Here is a 25,068-nt window from a genome sequence, read left to right on the forward strand (position 1 = left end):
GCGGGCGCGAGAGCCGTCTCGAAGACCTCGCCGACCCGCTGACCCGTGCCCTGGCGCGGGAGCTGCGCCGCCTGGGCGTCGAGGTCGACGTCGACTACCGCGGTCTGCTGCCCCTCGTGGCGCGCCACCAGGGCAAGGCCGTCGTCGCCGAGAGCGATCCGGAGTCGGGTGGCGAGTCGCTGCGCGAGACGCTGCGCCTGCGCCCGCAGATCCTGCGTCGCCTCGGTTGGCACTACGTGCGCGTGCACGCCTTCGATCTGTACAGCGACCCGGCCGGCGTGGCCGCGCGTATCGCCGAACTGCTGGGCGTCGCCCCCGAGGGCGATGCGCCGCCGGAGTCGACGACCGAACCCCTCGACCTGCCCGGCTGAGCCTCGGATGGTGCGGATCCCGGATGCCGGTTCCCCCGGCGCCGCGGAGGGGGTTCCGGTCCCTTCGACGGGCTCGGAGACCTCGGCGGACGAGGCTGAGCGACAGGGGGCTGAGCCGGTCGATGCCCCCGGGGCCCCGGTGCGTCAACCGGTCGTCCGGGTCACAGGGGCGCGCCGCGCACGTCTGCTCGCGGCCCCGGGAACCATCGCTGAACCGGCACCTGCCGACGAGGCCGAGCGAGGCGCGGCGTCCAAGCCGGTGGCATCCGGCCCCAATGACGACCGCATGCTGCGCGACGTCCCACCCCACTACTGACGTCCGGACGCGACGACGCCCGCGCCGGAGGGTGCTCCGGGCGCGGGCGTCGCGAGGTCAGGCGCGGGCGTTCAGGCGCGGCCGTTCTGACGCTCGAGCAGGTCGCGGATCTGCACGAGCAGTTCCTGCTCGGTCGGGAGCGCGGGCTCCTCGGACTTCTCGGCTCCCACTCCCGCACGCGCTGCGGCGATGGCCTTCCAGCGGTTCATCGGGTAGACGAACACCAGGTAGACCACGAGCGCCACGGCGAAGAAGCTGATGATCGCCGTCAGCAGACCGCCGAGGGGGAACGTCACCGCCTGACCGTAGATGCCGGTGATGGTCGGCCCGAACTCGCCGTTCTCGTTCGGTTTGTAGAAGATCTCGATCAGCGGGTTGATCAGCGCGCTGACGATCGCGTTGACGACGGCCGTGAACGCCGCGCCGATGACGACGGCGACCGCGAGGTCGATGACGTTGCCGCGGAGGATGAACTCCTTGAATCCCTTGATCATGCGCTGGCTCCCCTTCTGCCGCGCCGACCGGGGCTCAGGAGGCCGAGGACGGGGCGGACGTCTTCGTTTCCGACTTCGATGATGTCGAAGAAGACGAGGAGCCGCCAGAAGCCGCGCCGGACGATCCGCGCGAATCGGTGCGGTAGAAGCCCGAGCCGTTGAAGGTCACGCCGATCGAGCCGTATTGCTTGCGCACCTCGCCGCCGCACGAGGGGCACTCGGTGAGGGCGGCATCCGAGAAGGACTGCACGGCGTCGAAGCGGTGGCCGCACTGCTTGCAGGCGTAGGAGTAGGTGGGCATGGCGATCCTTCGGGTGGTCAGGCGGTGGGGGCGGCGATCGCGACCGTGCGCGTGGGCGTGACCACTCCCGTGACGGGCTGGTCGTGCACGTCGCGAGGCACGTCGTCGACGAACTCGGAGTCGAAGATGACCGCGTACACCGGGGGGCAGCGCTCCATCGAGCCGAGGGTCTTGTCGAAGTAGCCGCGTCCCCAGCCGAGCCGCATGCCCCGGTGGTCGACGGCGGCCGCCGGGATCACGAGCAGGTCGACGTCGTTGACGGCGATGGGCCCCAGGACGTCGCCGACGGGTTCGGGAAGGCCGAACATGCCCTCGGTGATCTCGGTCTCGGGTGTCGCGACGCTCCAGTCGAGCAGTCCGTCCTCGCGGGTGATGGGCAGGAGCACGCGGATGCCGCGCGCCACCGCTCCCGAGACGAAGGCGTGGGTGCCCGGTTCGGTCGGGGTCGACAGGAAGCACGAGATGCTGCGCGCCCCGATCCTGTCGACGAGGGCGTCGAGCTGTTCTTTGACGCCCGCCTCGGCCATCTCGCGCGCGTGCGCGGAAACAGTCTGGCGGCGTTCGCGCAGGTCGGCGCGGAACGCGCGCTTGGCCTGCTCGATGCGATCCGGCATGCGCGTAAGTCTACGTGCGCGTGTGTAACGGCGTCGTCACGCGGCACCGCTAAGGTATCCCCATGTCTCACAAGCCCTTCAAGGCCGTCATTCCGGCCGCAGGCCTCGGTACTCGCTTCCTCCCCGCCACCAAGGCCATGCCGAAGGAGATGCTTCCCGTCGTCGACAAGCCGGCCATCCAGTACGTCGTCGAGGAGGCGACGGGTGCCGGCATCCAAGACGTCCTGATCATCATCGGTCGCAACAAGAACAACATCGCCAACCACTTCGACTCGATGCCCGAGCTCGAGACGAAGCTGCGCGAGAAGGGCGACCACGACAAGCTCGCCAAGGTCGAGCACTCGTCCGACCTCGCCGACGTGCACATGGTGCGTCAGGGCGAGCCCAAGGGCCTCGGCCACGCGGTGCTGCGCGCCCGCAGCCACGTCGGCGACCACCCCTTCGCGGTGCTGCTCGGTGATGACCTCATCGACGAGCGCGACCCGCTGCTGACCAAGATGATGGACGAGTACGACAAGCGCTCGGCCACGATCATCGCCCTCATGGAGGTCGACCCGGCGCACATCCACCTCTACGGAGTGGCCGCGGTCGAGCCGACCGACGAAGACGACGTCGTCAAGGTCACCCAGCTCGTCGAGAAGCCCAGCGCCGAAGACGCTCCCTCGAACCTGGCGGTCATCGGCCGCTACGTGCTCGGCCCCGACGTGTTCGACATCCTCGAGCGCACCGAGCCGGGAAAGGGCGGAGAGATCCAGCTCACCGACGCCCTCGAGGAGCTCGCGACCGGCGGTGGCGAGGGCGGCGGCGTGTACGGCGTCGTCTTCCGTGGGCGCCGCTACGACACCGGCGACCGCGTGGATTACATCAAGGCCATCGTGCAGCTCGCCGCGGACCGCGACGATCTCGGGCCGGCGCTGCGCCCGTGGTTCAAGGAGTTCGCTCAGGGTCTCTGACCCCGCGAGTGTCATGGATCTCTCCGTCCCACGGCGGCACGGCGAGGTGTCGATCCGCCTCATCCGCAATCGCGACGCGCGTGTTCTTCAGCAGCAGCTGATCGACAACCGCGCCTGGTTGCGCCGATGGGAGGCGACCAGCCCCGACGGTCCCGTGTCGTTCGACATGCGCCTCGGCATCCGTCGTCTTCTGCAGCAGTTCCGCGACGGCCTCGGCGTGCCCTTCGTCATGGAGTGGCAGGACGAGGTCGCCGGTCAGCTGAACGTGTGGGGCGTCTCGCGCGGCTCGCTCGCCTCGGCGACGATCGGCTACTGGGTGGCCGAGGAGTACGCCGGGCGCAACATCACCACGATCGGCGTGGCGATGGCGACCGACATCTGCTTCACGATGCTCAATCTGCACCGCATCGAGATCTGCATCCGCCCCGAGAACCACGCGAGTCTGCGCGTCGTCGAGAAGCTCGGGTTCCGGTACGAGGGGCTGCGGCGACGCTACATCCACATCGACGGCGACTGGCGTGACCACTACTCGTTCGCGCTCGTCAAAGAAGAGGTGCCGCACGGCGTGCTCGACCGGTGGGAGCGCGGGCAGGTGCCGCCCGATGCGGCGCGCATCCCGCCCGCCGATCGCCTCTGAGGGGTCCTTGCGTCTTCTTTCCCCGAGTCTCGGCACGACACGCGGGGGGATGCCGAGGTGTGATCTCTCGGTGACCTACCTTTGAGCCATGGGTGGGCAGGTTCTCAGCGGTGGCGTGATCGTCTTCGTCGCGGTCGCGCTCTGGTTGGTGTATCTCCTTCCGTCGTGGCAGAGCCGGCACCGGTTCACCTCGGCCGAACGCAATGCCGTTCGCCTCAATCAGGCCCTGCGCGTGCTCGCCGAGACCGCCGAGACGCCCCGTGAGGTGCGGCTCGAGCTGACCGCGCGTACCGCGCATCAGCAGCAGAAGCTCGCGCGTCAGATCCAGGCCGAGAAGGCGCAGACCGAGCTCGCGGCGGCCAAGGCCCGCCTCGAGGTCGCGCGTCTCGAGAGCGCCCGCGATCGCGACGTCGTCAAGGAGCAGCGCGCGGCGGCCCTCGAACTGGCGCGCGCGGAGCGCGCCGCTGCGGTCCACGTCGCCCGCGCCGAGCGCGCCGCGGCGCTCGAGAAGAGCCGCGCCGAGCGGGCCGCCGCCGTCGAGCGCGCGCTGGCCGAGCGGGCCGCGGCCGTCGCCGTGCCGGCGGCGCGACGCGCGCGGATTCGTCGGCGCTTCCGTCTGGCCGTCACGACGGTCGCCCTCGCGGGCCTCATCGCGGCGATCGTCGGCGTGGTGCAGGTCGTCGGGGGAGCGGCTCCCGTGTTGCTCGTCGCGGGCGTCGCGGTGGTCGTGGCATCCCTCATTCTTCTGCGTCGTATCGCGCTCGTCGCCGGCCGTACCGCGGTGGCGCCCGTGATCGTGGCCGCCTCTCACGCCGCCGTCGAGCTGCAGGACGTCGTCCTGGTGCCGACGCCCCGTCCGACGTGGACGCCGCGCGAACTGCCGCGCCCCCTCGTCGCGTCGGTCGGGTCGCGTGCCGCGGCCGTCGTCGACGTGCAGATCGCCCGCGACGCCCTGCGCGCCGCGGCTCGCGAAGAGGCGGCGCGCTCGATCGCCGCGGAGCAGGCCCCCACGCCGATCGAGACGGCTCGTCCCGCCGCTGCCGCGCCGGCGCCCTCGCCGTACGCGGCCATGGGATACGTCGACGACAGCGAGATCGAGGATCACGTGCAGCGCCTTCTCGCGCGCCGCGCCTCGGGCGAGTAACTCCCCGCCCGTCGTCCCGGTTCCGTCTTCGTCGGGTCCCCCAGGCGCGAATTCGCCCTGGGCTGTGGCCCCGGGCACAGCTGCGGGCCGACCAGGTGACACGCCGGGTTCACTGCTCGTCGGGCCGGAGTGTCATGATTCCTCCCGCCGTTGTGCACCGTTTCGCACGCGTCGCGGCGGCCCATCGACCCGGCATACGGCGCGGGGCATATGCGCGGTGGAGGCGGCTGGCTGGGCTGCCGGATGGTCTCACCATGGTCTGAGGCCGTGATAGTGTTGTCGAGTTGTCCGGGCCTGTGGCGCAGTTGGTAGCGCGCCTCGTTCGCATCGAGGAGGTCAGGGGTTCGAATCCCCTCAGGTCCACCACAACCCGAATCGCCGCACCGCAAAGGTGCGGCGATTCGTCGTCTCGGGCGCGTCGCGTCTCCCGTGCCGGGGCGCGGACCCCTTGCCCCGGGAGCCCCACGGCGCCGCCCGTGATCGCGGCGTCAGAACACAGCATCTCCCCGGTCCGGGAACGCGATCCGGAGGACCGTGCCCGCCCCGTCGCCCGGGTGCGCGGAGATACGGGCGCCGGGCCGCTCGGTGAGCGTGAGCAGGGTGGAGGTTCTCATGCGCCCACTCTCGACCGCGCACGTGGCCGCACGGTCAGCGGGATTCCCTGGCCGTAAACGACGGATGCCACGCCCCCGGCCGTCTCGGAACGGCGGGGGCGTGGCATCCGGGGATCAGACGCGGGTCACTCCTTGGGCGGGGCGACCACGTGCGGCTTCGTCGGGTCGAGCGGAGCTCCGGTGCCCAGGCGCGCGTGGCTGCGCGAGTAGGCGAAGTAGATCGCGAAGCCCAGGGCGAGCCAGATCAGGAAGCGCAGCCACGTCTCGACCGAGAGGTTGAGCATGAGATACGTGCAGATGAGGGCCGACAGGATAGGCAGCACGGGGTTCAGCGGCACGCGGAAGCCGCGCTTGAGGTCGGGGCGCTTTCGACGCAGCACCACCACCCCGATCGAGACCAGCACGAACGCGGAGAGCGTGCCGATGTTCACCATCTCTTCGAGGATGCCGATGGGGGTGAAGCCCGCGACGATCGCCACGATCGCCGTCACGATGATGGAGATGACCCACGGGGTGCGGAAGCGCGGGTGCACCTTGGCCAGTCCGCCGGGGAGCAGACGGTCGCGCGACATCGCGAAGATGATGCGGGTCGCGCCGATCAGCAGCGTCAGCACGACGGTGGTGAGACCGGCGACGGCACCCGCGGCGATGACCGTGGCCATCCACGTTTGACCGTGGAACGCGAAGGCGTTCGCGAGCGCGGCCTGCGGGTTGAGCTCGGAGTAGGGGACCATGCCGGTCACGACGACGGCGACGGCGCAATAGAGGATCGTGCAGATCACCAGCGACGCGATGATGCCGATCGGCAGGTCGCGCTGCGGACGCTTGGTCTCCTCGGCGGTGGTGGCCACGACGTCGAAGCCGATGTAGGCGAAGAACACCAGGGCGGCGCCGGCGAGGATGCCGCCGACCCCGAAGGTCGCCGGCTCGAGCCCCGACAGGAACTGCAGCAGCGGCTGGGTCAGGCCCGATGCCGACTCGGTCGGGACGCTCTCGGGAACGAAGGGGGTGTAGTTGGCCGGGTTGATGAACAGGATGCCGGCGATGATGACGAACAGCACGATGAAGAGCTTCACGGCGACGAGCACCAGGTTGACCCGCAGCGATTCCTTGATGCCGACCGTCATGAGACCGCCGAGCACGAGGACGAGCAGGATCGCCGGGACGTCGACGAAGCCGCCCGACGAGAGATTCTCGGGCAGCACGATGCCGATCTGCCCGAGGAACGCGCCCAGGTACGCGCTCCACCCCTGCGCGACGACGCTCGCGCCCAGGAACATTTCCAGGATGAGGTCCCAGCCGATGATCCACGCGAACAGTTCGCCCAGCGACGCGTAAGAGAACGTGTACGCCGACCCCGAGACGGGGACGGTCGAGGCGAATTCGGCGTAGCACATGGCGGCGAGGCCGCAGGCGATGGCGGCGATGATGAAGCTGATCACGACCGCGGGGCCGGCGACCTCGTTGGCGGCACGGCCGGTCAGGGTGAAGATGCCGGCGCCGATCACGACGCCCACGCCGAAGACGGTCAGGTCGACCGCGCTGAGGGACTTCTTGAGCCGGAATTCCGGCTCATCGGTGTCGGCGATGGACTGCTCCACCGACTTGGTGCGGAATAGGCTCACGAGATGCTCTCTCTGTCTGGGGTGGCGCCCAGGGAGCGGACACCACCTTGGGGAGGATAGTCCCTCGCGGCGCCCGCGACCGAGTCCCGATGGGCGGGCGCGAAAGGGATTTACCAGACGTGAATACGCATAGGTTATGAGATGCATTCGGGTGTATGGTTTCCATATTATGGCTATGAAGCACATCACCCACCTCGTGGATGACCTCGACGGTTCTGTTCTCGAAGACGGGCAGGGAAAGCAGATCACTTTCTCGGTCGAAGGTCGCGCTTACGAGATCGACCTCTCCGACCGCAATGCCGACAAGTTCTATTCGGCGATCGCGCCTTTCGTGGATGCCGCCCGCTCGGTCTCGCGCGGGAACACCACCGCCCGTCGTGGCCGCAGCGAACGCCGTACCAGCGACGTCGATCTGGGCGCCGTGCGCGAATGGGCCCGGGCGAACGGCCACACCGTGAGCGATCGCGGCCGCGTTCCGTCCTCCATCCTCGACGCGTACAACGAGGCGAATTCCTGATCGCTCTGCGGCGTTCCGGGGAGAGGATATGACAACGCCCCTCTCCCCGGGCGCCGTCTCTCAATTCGCGGTCCTGGACGCCCTCCTGAGCGGCGTGTATTCGCAGGGCATTCCCGCTCGCGACGTGCGCGCGCTCGGCAACACGGGCATCGGGTGCTGCGAGGGGCTGGGTGGCGAAGTCGTCCTGGTCGACGGCGAGCTGCTCGAGTGCACCGCCGACGCACCGCCCCGGCTGATGGACGACGACGAGGTTCTTCCGTTCGCAGACGTCTGCACCGTCGGTTCCTCGCCCGCGATTCCTACCGATCGCGGAGATCTCGCCGCTTTCCGCGCTCTCGTCGAGGAGCGGCTGCGCAGCCGCAACCTCTTCCACGCGGTGCGCTGGGACGGCACGGCCGACCGGATTCGCACGCGCGTCACGCGGCGCCAGTCGCCGCCACGACGTCCGCTCGCGGATGTCGCCGCCGAGCAGATCGAGACGGATTCGGTCGCGATTGAGGGTTCCCTCGTCGGATTCTGGATGCCACGGATCTATCAGGGAATCACGGTGGCGGGGCTGCACCTGCATTTCATCAGCGCGGATCGGACCGTCGGCGGCCATGTGCGGGGAGCGGAGCTCGGCCCGGGGGTATTGCACATGACGGCGTTCGCGGACTTCCACCTTCGGGTTCCGACGGATGATCGCTTTCTCGCCGCTGAGCTCTCGCATGACGACGATCACCGAATCGTCGCTGTCGAGAATGGTGAGTAATGCGTCCACGTCGAATGAGGGACGCGAGGATGCCTTTCGGGGCCGGGCGAAAAGCAGGGTGAAATATCTCTGGTGCGACGGTGCCCTCGCGCGAGCGGCTCATAAGGTCGGCGCATGGCGAAAAAGCACATCACCCAGTTGATCGACGATCTCGACGGCACCGTCATCGACGATGGAACGACGGTGCACTTCTCTCTCGAGGGCCGCGCCTACGAGATCGACCTCTCCGAGGACAATGCAGAGAAATTGCGCGATGCATTCCAGCCGTTCATCGCGGCCGGACGCGCCGCCGGATCCGCGCACGTCCCGGCCCGACGGGCGTCGCGGCCGCGGGCCATTCCGACACGGGACCTGGTCGACGTGCGGTCGTGGGCCGAGAAGAACGGATTCCCCATCAGCGACCGCGGGCGCATCTCGGAAAGCATCCTGACGGCGTACGACGCCGCGCACTGATCACCCCTCTGACGAAGACGTAAGCCGGGTGCCGATCACGGCACCCGGCTTCGGTCGTTGCCCGGGTCAGACCAGCGCGGTCGTCGCCGCGCCCGCGGCGAGGCGCGCGGCCGCCAGTCCTTCGGCGGCGGCCAGCGGCGTCACGCCGCGCGCCGCGGCCTCGTCGAAGATGCGGCGCACGGTGTCGCCGATCCCCGCGACGCGGCCCATGATCTGCTCGAGGGTGCCGCGTTCCTTGGCCACCAGGTCGAGATAGATGACGCCACCCGCGTTGACCACGAAATCAGGGGCGTACAGGATGCCGCGCTGCGAGAGGCGCTCAGCGCCGGAGCGGTCGGCGAGGGGGTTGTTGGCCGGGCCGCACACGGCGCGGGCGTCGAGCGCGTCGATCACCTCGTCGGTGAGGACTCCGCCGATACCGGCGGGCACGAACACGTCGGCCGGGATCAGGTGCGCCTCTCCCGGCTCGACCCACGACACCCCGAGCTCGGCGGCCAGGGCGCGCTTGGCCGGGTTGACGTCGGTGACGGTGAGCACGGCGCCCTCGGCGGCGAGACGCTCGGCGAGGCGACTGCCCACCTGACCGAGACCCGCGATCGTGATGCGGCGCCCGGCGACGTCGCCGGCGCCCGCGACGCGCTCCAGCGTCGCGACGAGAGAGGCGTACACGCCCAGACTGGTCGGCCCTGCGGGCTCACCCGAACCGCCGACGGTGTCGGGCAGCCCCACCACGTGGGGCGTCTGCTCGCTGACGACGAGCATGTCCTCGGTGGTCGATCCCACGTCTTCGGCGGTGCGGTACAGACCGCCCAGGCTGTCGACGGCGTCGCCGAGGTCGAGGAAGGCGGCGCGACGGCGATCGGCGTCGAGCACGGTGCCCGGGGGAAGGGCGATCACGCTCTTGCCGCCACCCGCGTCGAGACCGGCGGCGGCGTTCTTGAGGGTCATGGCGGCGGACAGGCGCAGCGCATCGCCCAGGGCGTCGGTCCAGGACGGGTACGTCCACAGGCGGGCGCCGCCGAGGGCGGAGCCGAGGACCGAGGAGTGCAGGGCGACGGCGATGAACAGGCCGCTGCGGCGTCCCGTCATCACCTCCACGCGCTCGTGGGTGAAATCGGGCAGGGGCAGGGCGTTGGTCATCGCGTTCCTTGTCGTCGACCGCCTTGTGGGCGGCTCTTCGCGGATGCCGCGGCATTGCGGCATCCATTGATCATTCTGCCGTGTCGCTCGGTCGGTCGCGACGACTGTGCTGCGCCATTCATCGAGATCACACGATCGGCGCGAGACCACCCGGGCGCGACGGCGCGCAAGGTACCGGGTCGCGCCGCTGGTGTGCTCTCGCGGGGGAGCGACGCGGGCGGGGCGACCGCGGGGGCCGTCATAGGCTGTGGGGCATGACCGACGCCCTGCCCGCCCGGAGCCGCCTCGTCGCCGCCGCGCTGCGCGACGCGCGGATCGCTGGCGAGATCATCGTGCTGCCGGATGCCGCGTCGACGGCGGCGCTGGCCGCCGCGGCCCTGAGCGTCGAGGTGGGCGCGATCGCCAACAGCCTGGTGTTCTGGAGCGACGACGAGCCGCTGCTCGTGATGACCAGCGGTGCGCACCGCGTCGACACCGCGGCCCTCGCCGTGAGGCTCGGGCGCGGGGCGATCCGTCGGGCGACGCCCGAGCAGGTGCTCGCGGCGACCGGTCAGCCGATTGGCGGGGTGGCACCGACCGGTCACCCCGCCGCGCTTCCGACCGTCGTGGACGAGGATCTCGCGGCGTTCGACGAGATCTGGGCCGCCGGGGGGACGCCGCACACGGTGTTCCCGCTGACGTTCGACGAGCTGGTGGGGCTGACGGGCGGGACGGTCGCGCGCGTGGCGTGAGGCGCCGGCCTTCGCCCGGGGTGCTGTCGACCCGCCCCTCACCGGCCTCGTCCCACTTCTGGTGGTTCAGGCGGGGCTCAACCGGCGAAAAGTGGGACATGCACCGCGTTTTTCGGGACGAGGGGGTGCCCCGGCGCAACGGCGTCGCGCGCGGGGAGGACCGGGCGGCGCCGCTCGGGCACGGCGCCGCCCGGCGGGCTCACGCCTGGGGGGAGGGCGTGAGCGTCGTCAGGCACACCACCGCGGCGGCGGCCGACCACGCCTGCGGTCGGCACGCGGCCGGATACGGGGTGGGGACCGACGAGTGGGTGCGCGGGTCGCCGGCGTGCAGCTCGGGCACGCGGTAGGTGAAGCCCTCGGCGGCATCCAGGAGTCCGTCGACGACGGTACGCGCCTGCGCGCGCAGGCCGGCGCGCAGCATGCCGTGCGCGCAGATGGCGGTGTCGTGCACCCAGACGCTGCCGCCGTGGTACGACACCGGCCAGTAGCCGGCGGCTCCCGTCGACATCGTGCGGATGCCGTATCCGCTCGACATGCTCTCGCCGAGCAGCAGCCCGGCGACGTGCGCCTCCTCGTCGGGGGAGAGGATGCCGGTGCCGAGCAGGTGCCCGATGTTGCTGGTCAGCGTGTCGACGGGACGCTTGTCGCGGTCCAGGGCGACGGCGGGGTAGCGGCCCTCGGGCGTCTCGACCCAGTACGTCTCGGCGAAGCGACGCTTGAGGTCGGCGGCCCAGGCGCGCCAGAACGCGACGTCGTCGGCATCCTTCGCCTCTCCGAACTCCGCGAGCAGGTCGGCTCCGGCCAGGGCGGCCTCGTACGCGTACGCCTGCACCTCGCACAGGGCGATCGGTCCCTCGGCGAGGGTGCCATCGCGCCACTGGATCGAGTCGCCGGAGTCCTTCCAGCCCTGGTTCGACAGGCCCGTGCCGAGGCGGTCGATGTAGTCGAGGAAGCCGTCGCCGTCGCTGTCGCCGCTGTCGCGGATCCAGCCGAGCGCCCCGCGGAGCGCCGGGAGGAGTTCGCGCACCTCGGCCTTCGGCATGCCGGCGCGCCACGCGTCGGCGAGAAGGCAGATCCACAGGGGGGTCGAGTCGACGCTGCCGTAGTACTTCGGCGGCAGCACGATGCCCTCGCCGGGGATCTCGAGCGCCGAGGCGCGCAGCTCGTGGAGGATCTTGCCGGGGTCCTGCGCGGTCTGCGCGTCGTCGTCGGTGCCCTGCAGGCGCGCGAGCACACGGAGGGTGGATGCCGCGATCTCGCGGTCGAGGGGGAGGGCCAGGCGCGCCGCCCAGATCGAGTCGCGGCCGAAGAGGGTGAAGAACCACGGCGCTCCCGCGGCGAAGAACTCGTCGCGGGGGTGCTCGGGGAGCACGAGCCGCAGCGCGTCGAGGTCGTCGAGCGCCGTGCGCAGCCAGCGCGCGAGCCGGGGGTCATCGGCCCGGGCGGCGACGGCCGCGGCATCCCAGCGCGCAGGGGCGATCGCGGAGCCGACGACCAGGGTGTCGTCGCGCAGGTTCAGGGTCCACCCGATCTCGACCGCCCCGAAGGCGGGGATCTCGAGGGTCCACGCGGCCTCGACACCGTCGGCATCGGATGCCACGCGGGCGCCCGGGGCGACCAGCTCGAGCCCCTGCGGGCCGGCGTCGATCCGGGCGTCGGCGCCGTCGATGACCACGTCGGTCTGCCGCGGGTGCGCGTGGCCGGACTTGACCTCGTGCAGCTGCGCGAATTCGGGGGTCAGCCGCAGGCGCAGCGTCGTGCGGAGGGGCTCGTCGACGCGCGAGTGCACCGTCCACGACTCGCTCACGACGCCGTCGTCGACCCGCCGGTCGCGCAGCAGCCGCACCTTGGGATCGGGGGTGGGGTCGTCGATTCCGCGCAGGATGCCGCCGAACACGACGCGCGAGGCGCCGTCCGGGGCGGTCGAGATCCATTCGATCGGCGACTCGTCGCACGAGGCGACGAGTGAACGGACGTGGCGGACGTCGCCGTGGTAGACGCCGTGGACGGCGGCGGCACCCATGTCGCCCGAGCCGTCGGACCACGCCTGGGTCGGCGCGCGCAGCACGATGAGGGCGTCGTTGAGCAGGGGCTGCAGGGGCATGGTCTCGGTGGTCGTCCCGTTCGGCGAGGTGGTGGGGGCGGTGGTCATTCTTTGACGGCTCCTTCGCTGGCGTTCATGATGCGGCGCTGGAAGATGAAGAACACCACGGCGACCGGGATCGTCATCAGGGCCGCGGCCGCGAGTTTGAGGGGGAATTGGCTGCCCTGGCTGAGCTGACCGCTCGCGAGGGACGCCACGCCCTTGGTCAGGGTGGTCAGCTCGGGCGATTGGGTGGAGATGACGAAGTGGCTGAGCTCGTTCCACGAGCCCTGGAACGACAGGATGACGATCGTGATCAGGGCGGGACGCGCCATCGGCAGCACGACCGACCAGAACACGCGGAAGGTGCCCGCTCCGTCGATGCGGGCCTGCTCCTCGACGGACGGCGGGATCGACTCGAAGAAGTTCTTCATGATGAACACGCCCGCGGCATCCACGAGGAGGGGCAGGATCATGCCCGCGTAGGAGTCGTACATGCCCAGCTGGTTGATCACGAGGAACTTCGGGATCAGCAGCACCACGGCCGGCACGGCCATGACCGCGACGAGGCCGGCGAACACGATGCCGCGACCGCGGAACTGCAGGCGCGCGAGCGCGTATCCGGCGAGGGAGTTGAAGAACACCCGGCCGAGGGTGACGAACACCGTCACCACGACCGAGTTGCCGAACCACACCGGGAAATCGGAGTTGAGGAAGAGGCGCTCGTACGCGGCCCACGTGAAGGGCTGCGGGGTCAGCGAGATCGGGTCGGCGGCCGCGGCGGCATCCGTCTTGAACGACGTCGCCACCTGAACGAGGAAGGGGTAGATGTAGATCAGCGCCAAGACGAGCAGCAGCACGTACAGGCCGATCTGCCAGCGCAGGGTCTTGGCCGACATGCGGTGCTTCACGGGGCGCGCGGGGCCATCGACGCGCTGCTCGGCGAGGACGGTCGTCTGCGGGGAGGCCGTGGCGGTCATCGCGTGACCCCCTTCTGTGCGGGCACCTCGTACTGGCGCAGACGACGTCGCGAGACCGGGCGATCGCGCAGCACGAAGCGCTGCAGGATCGTCAGGGCGACGATGATGACGAACAGCACGAAGGCGATCGCCGCGCCCTGTCCCCACTGCTGCGACAGGAACGCCGACGAGTAGCTGAGGTAGGCCGGGGTGAGGGTGGTCTTGCCGGGCCCGCCCTGGGTTCCGGTGTAGATCTGGTCGAACACCTGCCAGGTGCCGATGAGCCCGAGTGTCAGCACGGTGAAGAGCACGGGCTTGAGCTGGGGGAGGGTGACCCGCCAGAAGCGCTGCCAGCCGTTCGCGCCGTCCATCATCGCGGCCTCCTGCACGTCGGCGCCGATGTTCTGCAGGCCCGCGATGAACAGGAGCATGAAGGTGCCCGAGGTCGTGAACACCGCCATGAGGATGAACGCCGACATCGCCACCGAGGGGCCGGCGAGCCAATCCCACCACGACACGCCCAGCATCGTGTTGTCGGTCAGGACGGCGGGACCGCTGGTGACGCCCACCGCGGCGAGCAGGTTGTGCACGACGCCCGAGGGGTCGCTGAACCAGTTGGGGCCGTTGATGCCGAGCCACGACAGCACCTCGTTGACGGCACCGGATGCCGAGAAGAGGAAGAGCCACAGCACCGTGATGGCGACCGAGCTGGTCACCGAGGGGAAGTAGAAGGCGGTGCGGAAGAGGCCGCGACCGCGCAGGACCGCGCGGTTGACGAGCACCGCGAGGAAGAGCGAGAGGGCCGTCTGCAGCGGGACGACCAGCAGCACGTACCAGGCGTTGTTGCGCAGAGCGGTACCGAAGTCGCGCTCGGCGAGCCCGCCGCCGGTCGTGACGGCGGCGTAGTTGTCGAGGCCGACGAAGCCGACGCTCGGGGAGAAGGGACTGCCGCGTCCGGTCCAGTCCGAGAAGCTCACCCACAACGCCATCAGCACGGGGACGAGCAGGAACACGCCCAGGATGATCAGCACGGGGGCGGTGAAGAGCCAGCCGGCGGCGGCCTCGCCGCGCCGGATCCCCGCGGAGGGGGACCCGGCGCGACGCGGCGCTGTGGTGAGAGCACTCATGAGGGGGTCGCTTACTTGACGATCGCCTCGAGGTTGGACTGCGCCGTCTTCAGCAGCGCCTGCGGGTCACCGGTCTTCAGCGACTCCAGCTGCGCGTTGAAGTCGGTGATGACATCGGCGGCACCGGCCATGTTCGGCGGGAACTGCGCGTAGTCGGCGCCGGCGAGGAACGCGGTCTTGTCGGGGTTGGCGGTCGACCACGCGTCGGCGGCCGACTGGATCGAGGGCATCGGGCCGAACGCCTTCGAGAAGGCCAGCTGCTGGTCGGTGCCGGTCAGGTACTCCACGAGGGAGCGGGCCTGCTCCTGGTTTCCGCTGTCGGCGGCCATGCCCCAGCAGTTGGTGAACTGCAGCGTGCCCTTGCCGCCGGGGCCCGCGGGGAGCTCGGCGACGGTGTACTTCACGTCGGGGTAGTCGGCCGACATCGCGCCCGAGATCCAGTTGCCCTCGATGACCATCGCGGCCTTCTGGGTGCCGAACGCCTCGCCGCCCCAGCCCGCGCCCACGTCGGAGGCGAACGCGAAGGTGCCGTCGTTGAGGTGCGTCTTGACGTAGTCGAGCGCCTCGACGTTGGCGGCGCTGTCGGCGGTGGCCTTGCCGTCGGTGACGAGTCCGCCGCCGGCCTGAGCCATGAACGCGCCCACGCGCTGGTACTCGGCGCCGAACGCCAGGCCCACCCGGCCGTCGGTGGTGAGCTTCTGGGCGATGGATGCCAACTGATCCCACGTCGTGGGGATGTCGGCGTCTGTGAGTCCCGCCGCCGCCCACAGGTCGGTGTTGATGATCAGCGCGAGCGTGGAGAAGTCCTTGGGGGCGCAGAAGAACTGACCGTCGACGGTGAAGTTGTCGACGAGCGAGGGGTAGAAGTCGCTCTTGTTCGACAGGTCGTCGCCGTACGCCTGGATCGAGCCGTTCGCGGCGTAGCCGGCGAGGGCCTCGGGGGCGAGGTAGAACAGGTCCGGCGGCGACCCGGCGGCGAAGCCCTGCGACAGCTGCTGGGGGAGGTCGTTGGCGGTCTGCACCTCGGCCTCGACGCCCGACTGCTCGCTCCACGCGGCGACGGCATCGGTGACGGCCTGGGTCTCGGCGTCGCCCGAGGAGCCGATGAGCAGCGTGAGCTTTCCGCCGCCCGAGGCCTGGCCTTCGCCCGGGGTGTCGGAGAAGCCCGAGCCGCACGCGGTGAGCGTGAGGGCTCCGGTGGCGAGCAGGGCGCCGGCGGTGAGCCAGAGGCGGACAGGATGCCGTGTCATGTGTCTCTCTCCTTCGATGAGGCATGCGACCCCTCCGGGTGCTCGGAGGGCCGTCTTTTTGAACGTTCAAATGACGGTTCGACAAAGGTAAGGAACGGCGGGGTCGCGTGTCAAGCCGTCGCGGCGCCGACCCTTTAGGCTGACGAGACCGCGAGGGCGCGCACCGTGCCGCGCACGGAGGCGCCAGCGGTAAGGGACCCGGATCGCGGAGAGGGGAGTACGGCGATGATGAAAGCGCCCACCGTCGACGACGTCGCCCGCGTGGCGGGGGTCTCCCGCCAGACCGTGTCGAACGTCGTCAACACCCCCGATATCGTGCGCGAGACCACGCGGCTGCGCGTGGAAGCTGCGATCGCGGAGCTCGGCTACCGGCCGCACGCCGCCGCGCGGCGCCTGCGCACGCGCCGCAGCTCGACCATCGGCATCCACCTCGATCCCTACGCGGGAGGCATCGCCGGGGTCGTCCTCGATCGCTTCGTGCACGCCCTCACCGAGAGCGCGGGCGAGCGCGACATGCGCGTGCTGCTGTACGCCGCGCGCACCGCCGAAGAGGAGATCGACCGGCTGTCCGACCTGCGGGAGGGGGGAGAAGTGGATGCCGTCGTCATCACCGGAACGTTCCACGGCGACCCCCGCACCGGATGGCTGAACGCCCGGGGTCTGCCGTTCGTGTCGTTCGGTCGACCGTGGGGCGAGGACGACGTCGAAGCGCCCGCGCACCTGTGGGTCGACGTCGACGGCGCCGCCGGGACGCGCGCGGCGACCGCGCACCTGCTCGACGTCGACGGCGTGCGGCGCGTTGCCTTCCTCGGCTGGCCCGGCGGATCGGGGACGGGCGACGAACGCGAACGCGGCTGGCGCGAGAGCGTCGGGGCGGCGCGCGGACCACGCTGGGTGGTCGAGGACAGCGTGTCCCTCGCGCGCGACGCCGTGGCCGCGGGGCTCACGGCGGACCCTGCGGTGGACGCCATCGTGTGCGCGAGCGACTCCCTCGCGATCGGCGCCCACTTGGCGACCGCGCTCGCGGGGCGCCCCGACGTGCGCATCGTCGGCTTCGACAACACCCCGGCGGCCGAAGCCCTGGGTCTGTCGAGCGTCGAGCAGCTGCCCGAGCGGGTGGCATCCGGGGCCCTCGAACTGCTCATGGGCGACGGCAACGTCGTGGCCCCGCGCGCCGCGACCGCCGGCGCGGCGCACGTGCTGGTGGAGCCGCGGCTCATCGTGCGCTGACGCACGGGGTGTCGCCGGCGTGGGCTGTCGCGGGGGTGCGGTGTCGCTCGCGCGGTGTCGCTCGCGCGGTGTCGCGGGGGCGCGCTCTCGCTCGCGCGCGCTGTCGCGGGGGTGCGGGAGGTGGTTCGTCGGCGCCGGAGTGTTGCGGGGTGGGTTCATCGGTGCCAAATGGCGCCGATGAAAAGGTGCGTCGGTGGGCGGGGGTGTGGGGTGTGGTTCGTCGGCGTCGAAGTGTTGGGGGATGGGTTCATCGGTGCCAAATGGCGCCGATGAAAAGGTGCGTAAGGGGCGCGGAGGGGTGAGAGAGAGGGAAAGGGGGGCGTCAGGCGGGGCGGCCGATGCGGCGGGCGAGCTCGGTTGCCGTGGACGACGCCGCCGAGGCCAGCGCAGCGGCGTCGCGCGCGGGGCCGTCGGCGGGCCACGTGACCGCCACGGCCGCGGCGGGCCACCCGGCGTGATCGAGCACCGCGGCGGCGACGGAGCGGAATCCGGGGGTCACCTCGCCGTTCTCGCTCGCGAAGCCGTCCGCCCGTACCAGGCGCAGCACCTCGCGCAGCTCACGGGGGGTCGCGGGTCCTGAGCCGTGCCGCTGGGTGAGGGCGGTGGCATCCGGGAACAGCGCGCGCACCTGCTCGCGGGGGAGCGCCGCCAGCATCGCCCGACCCGTCGCGGTCAGGTGGGCGGGCAGGCGCACCCCCACGTCGGTCACCAGGGCGGGGCGCCGCGGCGCGCGTTCCTCGACGATGTACAGCACGTCGCGCCCGGCGAGCACGGCGAGGTGCGCGCTCTCGCCGACGCGGTCCGACAGACCGGCGAGCAGCGGGCGGCCGAGGCGGGCGAGCGGCTGCTGCCGGGCGTAGCCGCCGCCGAGTTCGAACGCCGCGGTGCCGAGTCCCCACCGGCGATCGCCGGGCAGGTGCACGACGTACCCGTGCTGCTCGAGCGTCGCCAGCAGGTGGTACACGCTCGAGCGCGGGATGCCGAGGGTGGATGCGATCGTCTGCGCGGCCATCGGGCCGGGTTGGCGCGCGAGAAGGGTGAGGATCCGCAGCGTCTGATCGGCGGCGGGGACCTGCGGGCGCGGAATGTCTGGCATGACAGACACAGGATGCCAGAACCCCGTCGTTTCGCGACAGCGGACGCGGTGGAATCGCCTCATGCACACGAGCGTCACCGTCGGATCCACCCCCCTCACCCCGCGCGAGGTCGTCGAGGTCGCGCGCCACGACGCGCGTGTGACCCTCGACGCGGAAGCGGTGCGGCGCGTGGCCGACACCCGCGCTCTGATCGACGGCCTGGCCGACGACCCGCAGCCGCACTACGGCATCTCGACGGGGTTCGGCGCCCTGGCCACCACCTTCATCGCCGAGGACCGGCGCGCGCAGCTGCAGGCGAGCCTCATTCGCTCGCACGCCGCGGGAACCGGTGCCGAGGTCGAGCGCGAGGTCGTGCGCGCGCTGATGCTGCTGCGCCTGCAGACGCTCGCGACCGGCCGCACCGGGGTGCGCCCCGTCGTCGTTGAGACGTACGCGGCTCTGCTCAACGCCGGGATCACCCCGGTCGTGCGCGAGTACGGCTCGCTCGGCTGCTCGGGCGACCTCGCTCCGCTGTCGCACGTCGCCCTCGCGGTGATGGGCGAGGGCGACGTGCGCGACGCCGCGGGGCAGCTGCGTCCGGCCGCGGACGCCCTCGCCGCCGCGGGCATCGCCCCCGTCGCGCTGCGCGAGAAAGAGGGGCTCGCCCTCATCAACGGCACCGACGGCATGCTCGGCATGCTGCTGCTCGCCCTGCACGATCTCGAGATGCTGCTGACCACGGCGGACGTCTCGGCCGCACTGTCGATCGAGTCGCAGCTGGGGACGGATGCCGTCTTCGCCGCCGACCTCATGGCGCTCCGCCCGCAACTCGGTCAGGCCGCCTCCGCCGCGAACCTGCGTTCCTTCCTGGCCGGCTCGCCGATCGTGGCGAGCCACCGCGGCCCCGAGTGCACGCGCGTGCAGGACGCCTACTCGCTGCGCTGCGCGCCGCAGGTGCACGGCGCCGCCCGCGACACGGTGGCTCACGCCGCGCATGTCGCGGAGCGCGAGCTGGCATCCGCGGTCGACAATCCGGTCGTCACCGTGGACGGCCGCGTCGAATCGAACGGCAACTTCCACGGGGCTCCGGTGGCCTACGTCCTGGACTTTCTGGCCATCGCGGTCGCCGATGTGGCATCCATGTCCGAGCGGCGCACCGATCGCGCGCTCGACGTGGCGCGCAGCAACGGGCTGCCCCCGTTCCTCGCCGACGAGGTGGGGGTCGATTCGGGGCTCATGATCGCCCAGTACGCCGCGGCGGGGATCGTGTCGGAGCTCAAGCGGCTCGCGGCGCCCGCGTCGGTGGACTCGATCCCCTCGAGCGCGATGCAGGAGGACCACGTGTCGATGGGCTGGGCCGGCGCCCGCAAGCTCCGCCGTGCGATCGACGGCCTCGCCCGCGTGCTCGCGATCGAGGTCCTGACCGGATGCCGCGCCCTCGACCTGCGCGCCCCGCTGCAGCCCGCCGCGGCCACCGGCGCCGTCCGCGACCTCGTCCGTCAGCGGGTGCTGGGCCCCGGCCCCGACCGCTTCGTCTCGCCCGAGATCGAGGCGGTCACCGCGCTCGTGCTCTCGGGCGGGATCGCCCGGGCCGCGCTCGAGCACGCGGAGCCCGCCCTCGTCCCGTCCCCCTGAACCACCCGCGCCCGATCGAAGGAGATCCCGCATGACCGACACCCTGGCATCCGCCGCATCCACGCACGAGACCGGCGTCCGCGGTCCCGTCCGCGCCGCGCGCGGCAACGTCCGCACCGCCAAGAGCTGGGGCGCCGAAGCCGCCAAGCGCATGCTTATGAACAACCTCGACCCCGAGGTCGCCGAACGCCCGGACGATCTGGTCGTCTACGGGGGCACCGGTCGGGCCGCCCGCTCGTGGGCCGCGTACGACGCGATCGTGCGCACCCTCGACGAGCTCGAGCCCGACGAGACGTTGCTCGTGCAGTCGGGCAAGCCGGTCGGCGTGTTCCGCACGCACGAGTGGGCCCCGCGCGTGCTCATCGCCAACTCGAACCTCGTCGGGGACTGGGCCACCTGGCCCGAGTTTCGCCGCCTCGAAGACCTCGGGCTCACGATGTACGGGCAGATGACCGCCGGGTCGTGGATCTACATCGGCACGCAGGGCATCCTGCAGGGAACGTACGAGACGTTCGCGGCGGTCGCGCGATCGCTCGGCCGGGAATCGCTCGCGGGCACTCTCACCCTCACCGCCGGCTGCGGCGGGATGGGCGGCGCGCAGCCCCTCGCGGTGACCATGAACGGCGGCGCGGTGCTGATCGTCGACGTGGACCGCTCGCGCCTGGACCGCCGCGTCGCGCACGGCTACCTCGACGAGGTGGCCCCGGACCTGGACGCGGCCGTGGAGCGCGTGGTCGCCGCGCGCGAGGCGGGGTCGGCGCTCTCGGTCGGCGTCGCCGGGAACGCGGCCGAGGTGTTCCCCGAGCTTCTGGCCCGCGGCATCCCGATCGACATCGTCACCGACCAGACGAGCGCGCACGACCCGCTGTCGTACCTGCCCGCGGGCCTGTCGGTCGACGAGTGGGCGGCCGAAGCGGCCCGCGACCCCGAGGACTTCACGCGTCGCGCCCGCGAGAGCATGGCGGCCCACGTGCGCGCGATGGTGGGATTCCAGGATGCCGGAGCCGCCGTCTTCGACTACGGCAACTCGATCCGCCGCGAGGCGGAGCTGGGCGGCTACGACCGCGCGTTCGCGTTCCCGGGGTTCGTGCCGGCCTACATCCGGCCGCTGTTCGCCGAGGGCAAGGGTCCGTTCCGCTGGGTCGCGCTCTCGGGCGACCCCGAGGACATCGCCAAGACCGATCGTGCCGTCGCCGAGCTCTTCCCGCACGACACCGCCCTGCACCGCTGGCTCGAGAAGGCGGGCGAGCAGGTGCACTTCGAGGGACTGCCGGCGCGCATCTGCTGGCTCGGCTACCAGGAGCGCCACCTCGCGGGGCTGAGGTTCAACGAGATGGTCGCCTCGGGGGAGCTGTCCGGACCGATTGTGATCGGCCGCGACCACCTCGACGCCGGATCGGTCGCCTCGCCCTACCGCGAGACCGAGGCGATGGCCGACGGCTCCGACGCGATCGCCGACTGGCCGCTGCTGAACGCCCTGCTCAACACCGCGAGCGGAGCCTCGTGGGTGTCGCTGCACCACGGCGGGGGCGTCGGCATCGGCCGCAGCATCCACGCGGGTCAGGTCTGCGTGGCCGACGGCACCGAGCTGGCCGCCGAGAAGCTCGCGCGCGTGCTCGTGAACGACCCCGGCACGGGTGTCATGCGGCACGTGGATGCCGGCTACGACCGCGCCCGCGAGGTCGCCGCCGAGCGCGGCCTGACCGTTCCGATGCCATGACGACGCTGCTGCTGACCGGCATCGGGGAGCTGACGACGAACGTCGCCGATGCCGGTGACGCGTGCGGCACGCGGCACGATGCCGCCGTCCTCGTCCGGGACGGGGTCATCGCGTGGGTCGGTTCGTCGCGCGACGCTCCCGAGACGGAGGCGACGGTCGTGGACGTCGGCGGGCGGGCCGTCGTGCCGGGGTTCGTCGACAGTCACACGCACCTCGTGTTCGCGGGCGACCGGTCCGACGAGTTCGCCGCGCGAATGGCGGGCTCGTCCTACGCCGCGGGCGGTATCCGCACGACCGTCGCCGCGACCCGTGCGGCCTCCGACGACGCCCTCCGGGGACGACTCGCGGCCCTCGTCGCCGAGTGCCGGGCGCAGGGCACGACCACGCTCGAGATCAAGACCGGCTACGGCCTCGACGTCGTCACCGAGACGCGTCTCGCCCGACTGGCCCGCGAGGTGACCGACGAGGTGACGTTCCTCGGCGCGCACGTCGTCGCGCCGGAGTTCGCGGGCCGGGCGGAGGCGTACGTCGACCTCGTCACGGGGGACATGCTCGCCGCCGTCGCCCCGTTCTCGCGCTGGGTCGACGTGTTCTGCGAGGAGGGCGCCTTCAGCCCCGCGCTGAGTCGGCGGGTGCTCGAGGCGGGCCGGGCGGCGGGTCTCGGCATCCGTGTGCACGGGAATCAGCTCGGTCCGGGCGGGGGCGTCGCTCTCGCCGTGGCGATGGGCGCGGCGGCCGTCGATCACTGCACGTACCTGACGGACGACGACATCGCGGCGCTCGCCGCCTCGGACACCGTCGCGACCCTGCTGCCGGGCGTGGAGTTCTCGACGCGGCAACCGTATCCCGACGCCCGACGCCTGCTCGACGCCGGCGTCACCGTCGCGCTCGCGAGCGATTGCAATCCCGGGTCGAGCTTCACCAGCTCGATGCCGCTGATGATCGCCCTCGCCGTGCGCGACATGGGGATGACCGTCGACGAGGCAGTGTGGGCGGCGACCGCCGGCGGCGCACGGGCGCTGCGCCGCGACGACGTGGGTGTCGTCGCTCCCGGACGCCGGGCCGATCTCGTCCTGGTGGACGCGCCGTCGCGAGTCCACCTGGCCTATCGGCCGGGGGTGCCGCTGGTGCGCCGGGTGTGGAAGGACGGCGTCGAGGTGTGACCTCGTCCGGGTGGGTGGCGCCTACCGGCGTTCCCGCGCCGCCGCCCTCGCCTCCGTCATCGGTCGCGGCGGTGCCGCCGTGCCCGCGGCACGGTCGGAGCGACCGATCGTCTCTCCCGGTGGGGCTGGTGCGGATGCCGGGACTCAGGGCGTGAACAGCTCGAACTCGTCGGGGGGAACGGCATCCACGTCGTCCCAGGTGCCCTCGTGCCAGGTGAACACCGCCACGGCGCACGTGACCATGCGCTCGTCGCGGTCGGCCAGGCGCGAGACGAGGGCGCTCATGCCGGGGTCGTGCGCGACGACCATGACCTCGTCGGCCCCGGCGGCCCGCGCGGCGGCGAGCAGGGCGTCGGGGGCGGCGAGGTAGAGCTCCGCCAGCTCGCGCACCTCGGTGTCGAAGACGACCGAGAACGCCTCGGCGGTCTGCCGGGCGCGCAGGGCCGTGCTCGACAGCAGGGTCTCGGGGCGGACGCCGGCCTTGAGCACCGTGCGGGCCATCGCGGGGGCGTCCCGGCGTCCGCGGTCGTTCAGCGGCCGGTCGTGATCGTCGAGGCCCTCGTCGGCCCAGTCCGATTTCGCGTGTCGTGCGAGGACGAGTTGGATCATGGTCGTTCCGCCAATCCGGCCAGGAGCTCCAGGACGCACAGGGCGGCCAGTCGAACGGTTCGCCCGTCGGCGGCGTCTGCCGTGGCATCCACCTCGACGATGTCGGCGCTGGTCACGCCGGGGTCTCGGGACAGGCCGCGCACGAGCGCGCGCAGCTCCCACGCGGCGAGGCCGCCGGGAACGCTCGCGGGGCAGCCCGGGGCGACGGAGCGGTCGCACACGTCGACGTCGATGTCGAGGTGGATGCCGCCGGTTGCGGCTCCCTGCCGGTCGCCGCCGGCGATGCGCAGGGCCTCGGCGACGACGTCGTCGATGCCGCGGCGGCGCACCTCGTCGATCGCGATGACCGTGATGCCGGCGTCGTCGGCGCGGCGGGCGTATGCGGCGGAGTTGGCGAAGTCGGCGATGCCGATCTGCACGATGCGTCGGGGGTCGAGCCCGTCGGCGATCAGGCGGCGGACGGGGGAGCCGTTGGACGCGCCGTCGCGCAGGTCGAAGTGGGCGTCGAGCGTGATGAGACCCCGTGCACCCCGCCCCTGCGCGACGGCGTAGGTGGCGGAGTTGTCGCCCCCCAGGGCGATGACGAGCCGTGCCGCATCGAGCTGCGAGACCGCTGTTCGCACGCGCGCCTCGCCCTCCAGGCCGTCGGGATCGGCGACGTCGCCGGCATCCGCGATGCGCAGTACGTGGTTCAGGTCGACCGGGGGTGGACCCAGCACGGTCGGCGAGAAGCGACGCAGGGCCGCCCGCACCGCGGCGGGCGTCTCGGACGCACCGGTGGGCGAGAGCGACGTCTCGTGGGCGGGGACGCCGAGGATGACGGCATCCGCGTGCGACGAGGGCGGCGGCCAGTCTCCGGCGCGCGGCCACAGCGGATCGACGGACAGAGCGCTCATGCCGACACGTAGACCCACGCGGTGCGCCCGCTCGCGAGCACGACCGAGGTGCGCCGGTACAGCGCCACCTCGTACTCGTCGGCGGCGTCGAGCTCTTCGGCATCGAGCGCGAGGACGCGTCCGAAGACGCGATCGCGCGGATCGCCGGTGCGGCGCAGGACGGGGTGCTCGTCGAGTCCCGAGAGCTGGGCGACCCGTTCGTCGCCGACGTCGACCCACTCGAGCCGGTGCCCGGCCAGCGCGTCGTCGTCGCCCTCGACGACGCGGCCGAAGGTGTCCAGCTGCACGTCGGGCAGCTGGAGCGTCCCGTAGGTGAAGAGGAACTCCGCGGTCCCCGAACCGTCGCTCACCCGGCCCAGGGTACTCACCCGGGGACCGCGCGGGCCGGTGCGACGCGGGGCCGCGTCGCGCAACGTCGCGGACGCGGCGCGATGCGGGCCGGTGCGGGCGCGCTCGCTCGGCGCGATCGAGCGCCGCGACCGATGCGCGCGCCGCCCGGCTGGGACGGTCACGATCCCCACGTCAGGTGCGCGACCGTGAAGATGACCAGTCCCGCCAGGGCGCCGACGATCGTGCCGTTCAGGCGGATGTACTGCAGGTCGCGCACCTGACGTGGGGATCGTGACCGTCCCAGCCGGGCGGCGCGCGCATCGGTCGCG

General features: G+C 71.5%; 27 protein-coding genes and 1 tRNA gene. 13 read left to right on the forward strand and 15 right to left on the reverse strand.

Features of this window, described 5'->3' with window-relative positions; all coding sequences use genetic code 11:
* The coding region (locus QZ433_RS00650; RefSeq protein WP_295779529.1) for a hypothetical protein at positions 1-371 on the forward strand (371 nt) is incomplete at its 5' end.
* A 387-nt stretch (positions 372-758) separates the two neighbouring features.
* On the opposite strand, the gene mscL is transcribed toward QZ433_RS00650, so the two are convergent.
* The 3 genes from mscL to QZ433_RS00665 are packed head-to-tail and all read right to left on the reverse strand — an operon-like array spanning position 759 to position 2,096.
* Positions 759-1,181 carry a large conductance mechanosensitive channel protein MscL gene (gene mscL / locus QZ433_RS00655; RefSeq protein ID WP_295779530.1) on the reverse strand — a complete coding sequence of 141 codons (423 nt, stop codon included), beginning with the start codon at positions 1,179-1,181 and terminating at the stop codon, positions 759-761.
* Between the two features lie 34 nt (positions 1,182-1,215).
* The gene (locus QZ433_RS00660) at positions 1,216-1,482 is read right to left on the reverse strand and encodes an FmdB family zinc ribbon protein (protein ID WP_295779531.1); all 267 of its coding nucleotides are present in this window, start codon (positions 1,480-1,482) and stop codon (positions 1,216-1,218) included.
* 17 nt (positions 1,483-1,499) lie between these two features.
* Positions 1,500-2,096, reverse strand: coding sequence for a 5-formyltetrahydrofolate cyclo-ligase (locus QZ433_RS00665; protein ID WP_295779532.1), 597 nt, complete (start codon positions 2,094-2,096; stop codon positions 1,500-1,502).
* 62 nt (positions 2,097-2,158) lie between these two features.
* On the opposite strand from QZ433_RS00665, the gene galU reads away from it, so the two are divergent.
* The 4 genes from galU to QZ433_RS00685 all read left to right on the forward strand — a co-directional run bounded on the left by galU (position 2,159) and on the right by QZ433_RS00685 (position 5,196).
* On the forward strand, positions 2,159-3,049 hold the full coding sequence (gene galU, locus QZ433_RS00670) for a UTP--glucose-1-phosphate uridylyltransferase GalU (protein ID WP_295779533.1): 891 nt from the start codon (positions 2,159-2,161) through the stop codon (positions 3,047-3,049).
* A gap of 13 nt (positions 3,050-3,062) precedes the next feature.
* The gene (locus QZ433_RS00675) at positions 3,063-3,686 is read left to right on the forward strand and encodes a GNAT family protein (protein ID WP_270353309.1); all 624 of its coding nucleotides are present in this window, start codon (positions 3,063-3,065) and stop codon (positions 3,684-3,686) included.
* 88 nt (positions 3,687-3,774) lie between these two features.
* Positions 3,775-4,830, forward strand: coding sequence for a large exoprotein (locus tag QZ433_RS00680; RefSeq protein ID WP_295779534.1), 1,056 nt, complete (start codon positions 3,775-3,777; stop codon positions 4,828-4,830).
* A 290-nt stretch (positions 4,831-5,120) separates the two neighbouring features.
* Positions 5,121-5,196, forward strand: a tRNA-Ala gene (locus QZ433_RS00685).
* Between the two features lie 122 nt (positions 5,197-5,318).
* Here the strand turns inward: QZ433_RS00685 and QZ433_RS00690 are convergent.
* Together QZ433_RS00690 and QZ433_RS00695 are read right to left on the reverse strand one after the other, a co-directional pair.
* Positions 5,319-5,444: a hypothetical protein gene (locus QZ433_RS00690; RefSeq protein ID WP_295779535.1), complete on the reverse strand. Its 126-nt coding sequence runs from the start codon at positions 5,442-5,444 to the stop codon at positions 5,319-5,321.
* Positions 5,445-5,569: 125 nt separating this feature from the next.
* Positions 5,570-7,069 (reverse strand): amino acid permease, encoded by a 1,500-nt coding sequence (locus tag QZ433_RS00695; RefSeq protein ID WP_295779536.1) that lies wholly within the window; start codon positions 7,067-7,069, stop codon positions 5,570-5,572.
* Between the two features lie 175 nt (positions 7,070-7,244).
* On the opposite strand from QZ433_RS00695, the gene QZ433_RS00700 reads away from it, so the two are divergent.
* The 3 genes from QZ433_RS00700 to QZ433_RS00710 all read left to right on the forward strand — a co-directional run bounded on the left by QZ433_RS00700 (position 7,245) and on the right by QZ433_RS00710 (position 8,790).
* Complete coding sequence (locus tag QZ433_RS00700) at positions 7,245-7,586, forward strand: Lsr2 family protein (RefSeq protein ID WP_366761848.1); 342 nt, start codon at positions 7,245-7,247, stop codon at positions 7,584-7,586.
* A 28-nt stretch (positions 7,587-7,614) separates the two neighbouring features.
* Positions 7,615-8,337, forward strand: coding sequence for an acetolactate decarboxylase (locus QZ433_RS00705; RefSeq protein WP_295779538.1), 723 nt, complete (start codon positions 7,615-7,617; stop codon positions 8,335-8,337).
* Between the two features lie 114 nt (positions 8,338-8,451).
* Positions 8,452-8,790, forward strand: coding sequence for an Lsr2 family protein (locus QZ433_RS00710; protein WP_295779539.1), 339 nt, complete (start codon positions 8,452-8,454; stop codon positions 8,788-8,790).
* Between the two features lie 66 nt (positions 8,791-8,856).
* Here the strand turns inward: QZ433_RS00710 and QZ433_RS00715 are convergent, their stop codons facing one another.
* Positions 8,857-9,930 (reverse strand): Glu/Leu/Phe/Val dehydrogenase family protein, encoded by a 1,074-nt coding sequence (locus QZ433_RS00715; RefSeq protein WP_295779540.1) that lies wholly within the window; start codon positions 9,928-9,930, stop codon positions 8,857-8,859.
* 254 nt (positions 9,931-10,184) lie between these two features.
* On the opposite strand from QZ433_RS00715, the gene QZ433_RS00720 reads away from it, so the two are divergent.
* Positions 10,185-10,661, forward strand: coding sequence for a YbaK/EbsC family protein (locus tag QZ433_RS00720; protein ID WP_295779541.1), 477 nt, complete (start codon positions 10,185-10,187; stop codon positions 10,659-10,661).
* 199 nt (positions 10,662-10,860) lie between these two features.
* Here QZ433_RS00720 and QZ433_RS00725 read toward each other — a convergent pair whose 3' ends face one another.
* From QZ433_RS00725 to QZ433_RS00740, 4 genes are read right to left on the reverse strand one after another with little or no spacing between them, the layout of a single operon-like run.
* The gene (locus QZ433_RS00725) at positions 10,861-12,813 is read right to left on the reverse strand and encodes a glycogen debranching N-terminal domain-containing protein (protein ID WP_295779542.1); all 1,953 of its coding nucleotides are present in this window, start codon (positions 12,811-12,813) and stop codon (positions 10,861-10,863) included.
* The gene (locus QZ433_RS00730; protein WP_295779543.1) at positions 12,810-13,724 is read right to left on the reverse strand and encodes a carbohydrate ABC transporter permease; all 915 of its coding nucleotides are present in this window, start codon (positions 13,722-13,724) and stop codon (positions 12,810-12,812) included. The genes QZ433_RS00725 and QZ433_RS00730 overlap by 4 nt, the downstream gene beginning before the upstream one ends.
* Positions 13,721-14,830 carry a sugar ABC transporter permease gene (locus tag QZ433_RS00735; protein ID WP_295779544.1) on the reverse strand — a complete coding sequence of 370 codons (1,110 nt, stop codon included), beginning with the start codon at positions 14,828-14,830 and terminating at the stop codon, positions 13,721-13,723. The genes QZ433_RS00730 and QZ433_RS00735 overlap by 4 nt, the downstream gene beginning before the upstream one ends.
* A gap of 11 nt (positions 14,831-14,841) precedes the next feature.
* On the reverse strand, positions 14,842-16,080 hold the full coding sequence (locus QZ433_RS00740; protein ID WP_295779545.1) for an extracellular solute-binding protein: 1,239 nt from the start codon (positions 16,078-16,080) through the stop codon (positions 14,842-14,844).
* 225 nt (positions 16,081-16,305) lie between these two features.
* On the opposite strand from QZ433_RS00740, the gene QZ433_RS00745 reads away from it, so the two are divergent.
* On the forward strand, positions 16,306-17,310 hold the full coding sequence (locus tag QZ433_RS00745) for a LacI family DNA-binding transcriptional regulator (protein ID WP_295779546.1): 1,005 nt from the start codon (positions 16,306-16,308) through the stop codon (positions 17,308-17,310).
* A gap of 322 nt (positions 17,311-17,632) precedes the next feature.
* On the opposite strand, the gene QZ433_RS00750 is transcribed toward QZ433_RS00745, so the two are convergent.
* Entirely contained in the window at positions 17,633-18,406 is a 774-nt protein-coding gene (locus QZ433_RS00750; protein ID WP_295779547.1) for an IclR family transcriptional regulator, read from the reverse strand.
* Between the two features lie 61 nt (positions 18,407-18,467).
* Here QZ433_RS00750 and hutH point away from each other — a divergent pair, with 61 nt between their 5' ends.
* From hutH to hutI, 3 genes are read left to right on the forward strand one after another with little or no spacing between them, the layout of a single operon-like run.
* Complete coding sequence (gene hutH / locus QZ433_RS00755) at positions 18,468-20,021, forward strand: histidine ammonia-lyase (protein ID WP_295779548.1); 1,554 nt, start codon at positions 18,468-18,470, stop codon at positions 20,019-20,021.
* 31 nt (positions 20,022-20,052) lie between these two features.
* A complete protein-coding gene (locus QZ433_RS00760) occupies positions 20,053-21,741 on the forward strand; it encodes a urocanate hydratase (RefSeq protein ID WP_295779549.1) in 1,689 nt (562 codons plus the stop codon).
* Entirely contained in the window at positions 21,738-22,904 is a 1,167-nt protein-coding gene (hutI, locus tag QZ433_RS00765) for an imidazolonepropionase (protein ID WP_295779550.1), read from the forward strand. The genes QZ433_RS00760 and hutI overlap by 4 nt, the downstream gene beginning before the upstream one ends.
* 144 nt (positions 22,905-23,048) lie before the next feature.
* Here the strand turns inward: hutI and QZ433_RS00770 are convergent, their stop codons facing one another.
* The 4 genes from QZ433_RS00770 to QZ433_RS15105 all read right to left on the reverse strand — a co-directional run.
* Positions 23,049-23,513 carry a histidine phosphatase family protein gene (locus QZ433_RS00770; RefSeq protein WP_295779551.1) on the reverse strand — a complete coding sequence of 155 codons (465 nt, stop codon included), beginning with the start codon at positions 23,511-23,513 and terminating at the stop codon, positions 23,049-23,051.
* A complete protein-coding gene (locus tag QZ433_RS00775) occupies positions 23,510-24,409 on the reverse strand; it encodes an arginase family protein (RefSeq protein ID WP_295779552.1) in 900 nt (299 codons plus the stop codon). Before QZ433_RS00775 ends, QZ433_RS00770 begins: the two co-directional genes overlap by 4 nt.
* Positions 24,406-24,759 (reverse strand): gamma-glutamylcyclotransferase family protein, encoded by a 354-nt coding sequence (locus tag QZ433_RS00780; protein WP_295779553.1) that lies wholly within the window; start codon positions 24,757-24,759, stop codon positions 24,406-24,408. The genes QZ433_RS00775 and QZ433_RS00780 overlap by 4 nt, the downstream gene beginning before the upstream one ends.
* A 158-nt stretch (positions 24,760-24,917) precedes the next feature.
* Positions 24,918-25,068, reverse strand: a 151-nt coding sequence (locus QZ433_RS15105) for a DUF445 family protein (protein ID WP_366761850.1), incomplete at its 5' end; no start/stop codon positions are given.

It is taken from the genome of uncultured Microbacterium sp. (genome assembly GCF_913776565.1).
In the GTDB taxonomy this organism is placed as follows: Bacteria; Actinomycetota; Actinomycetes; order Actinomycetales; family Microbacteriaceae; genus Microbacterium.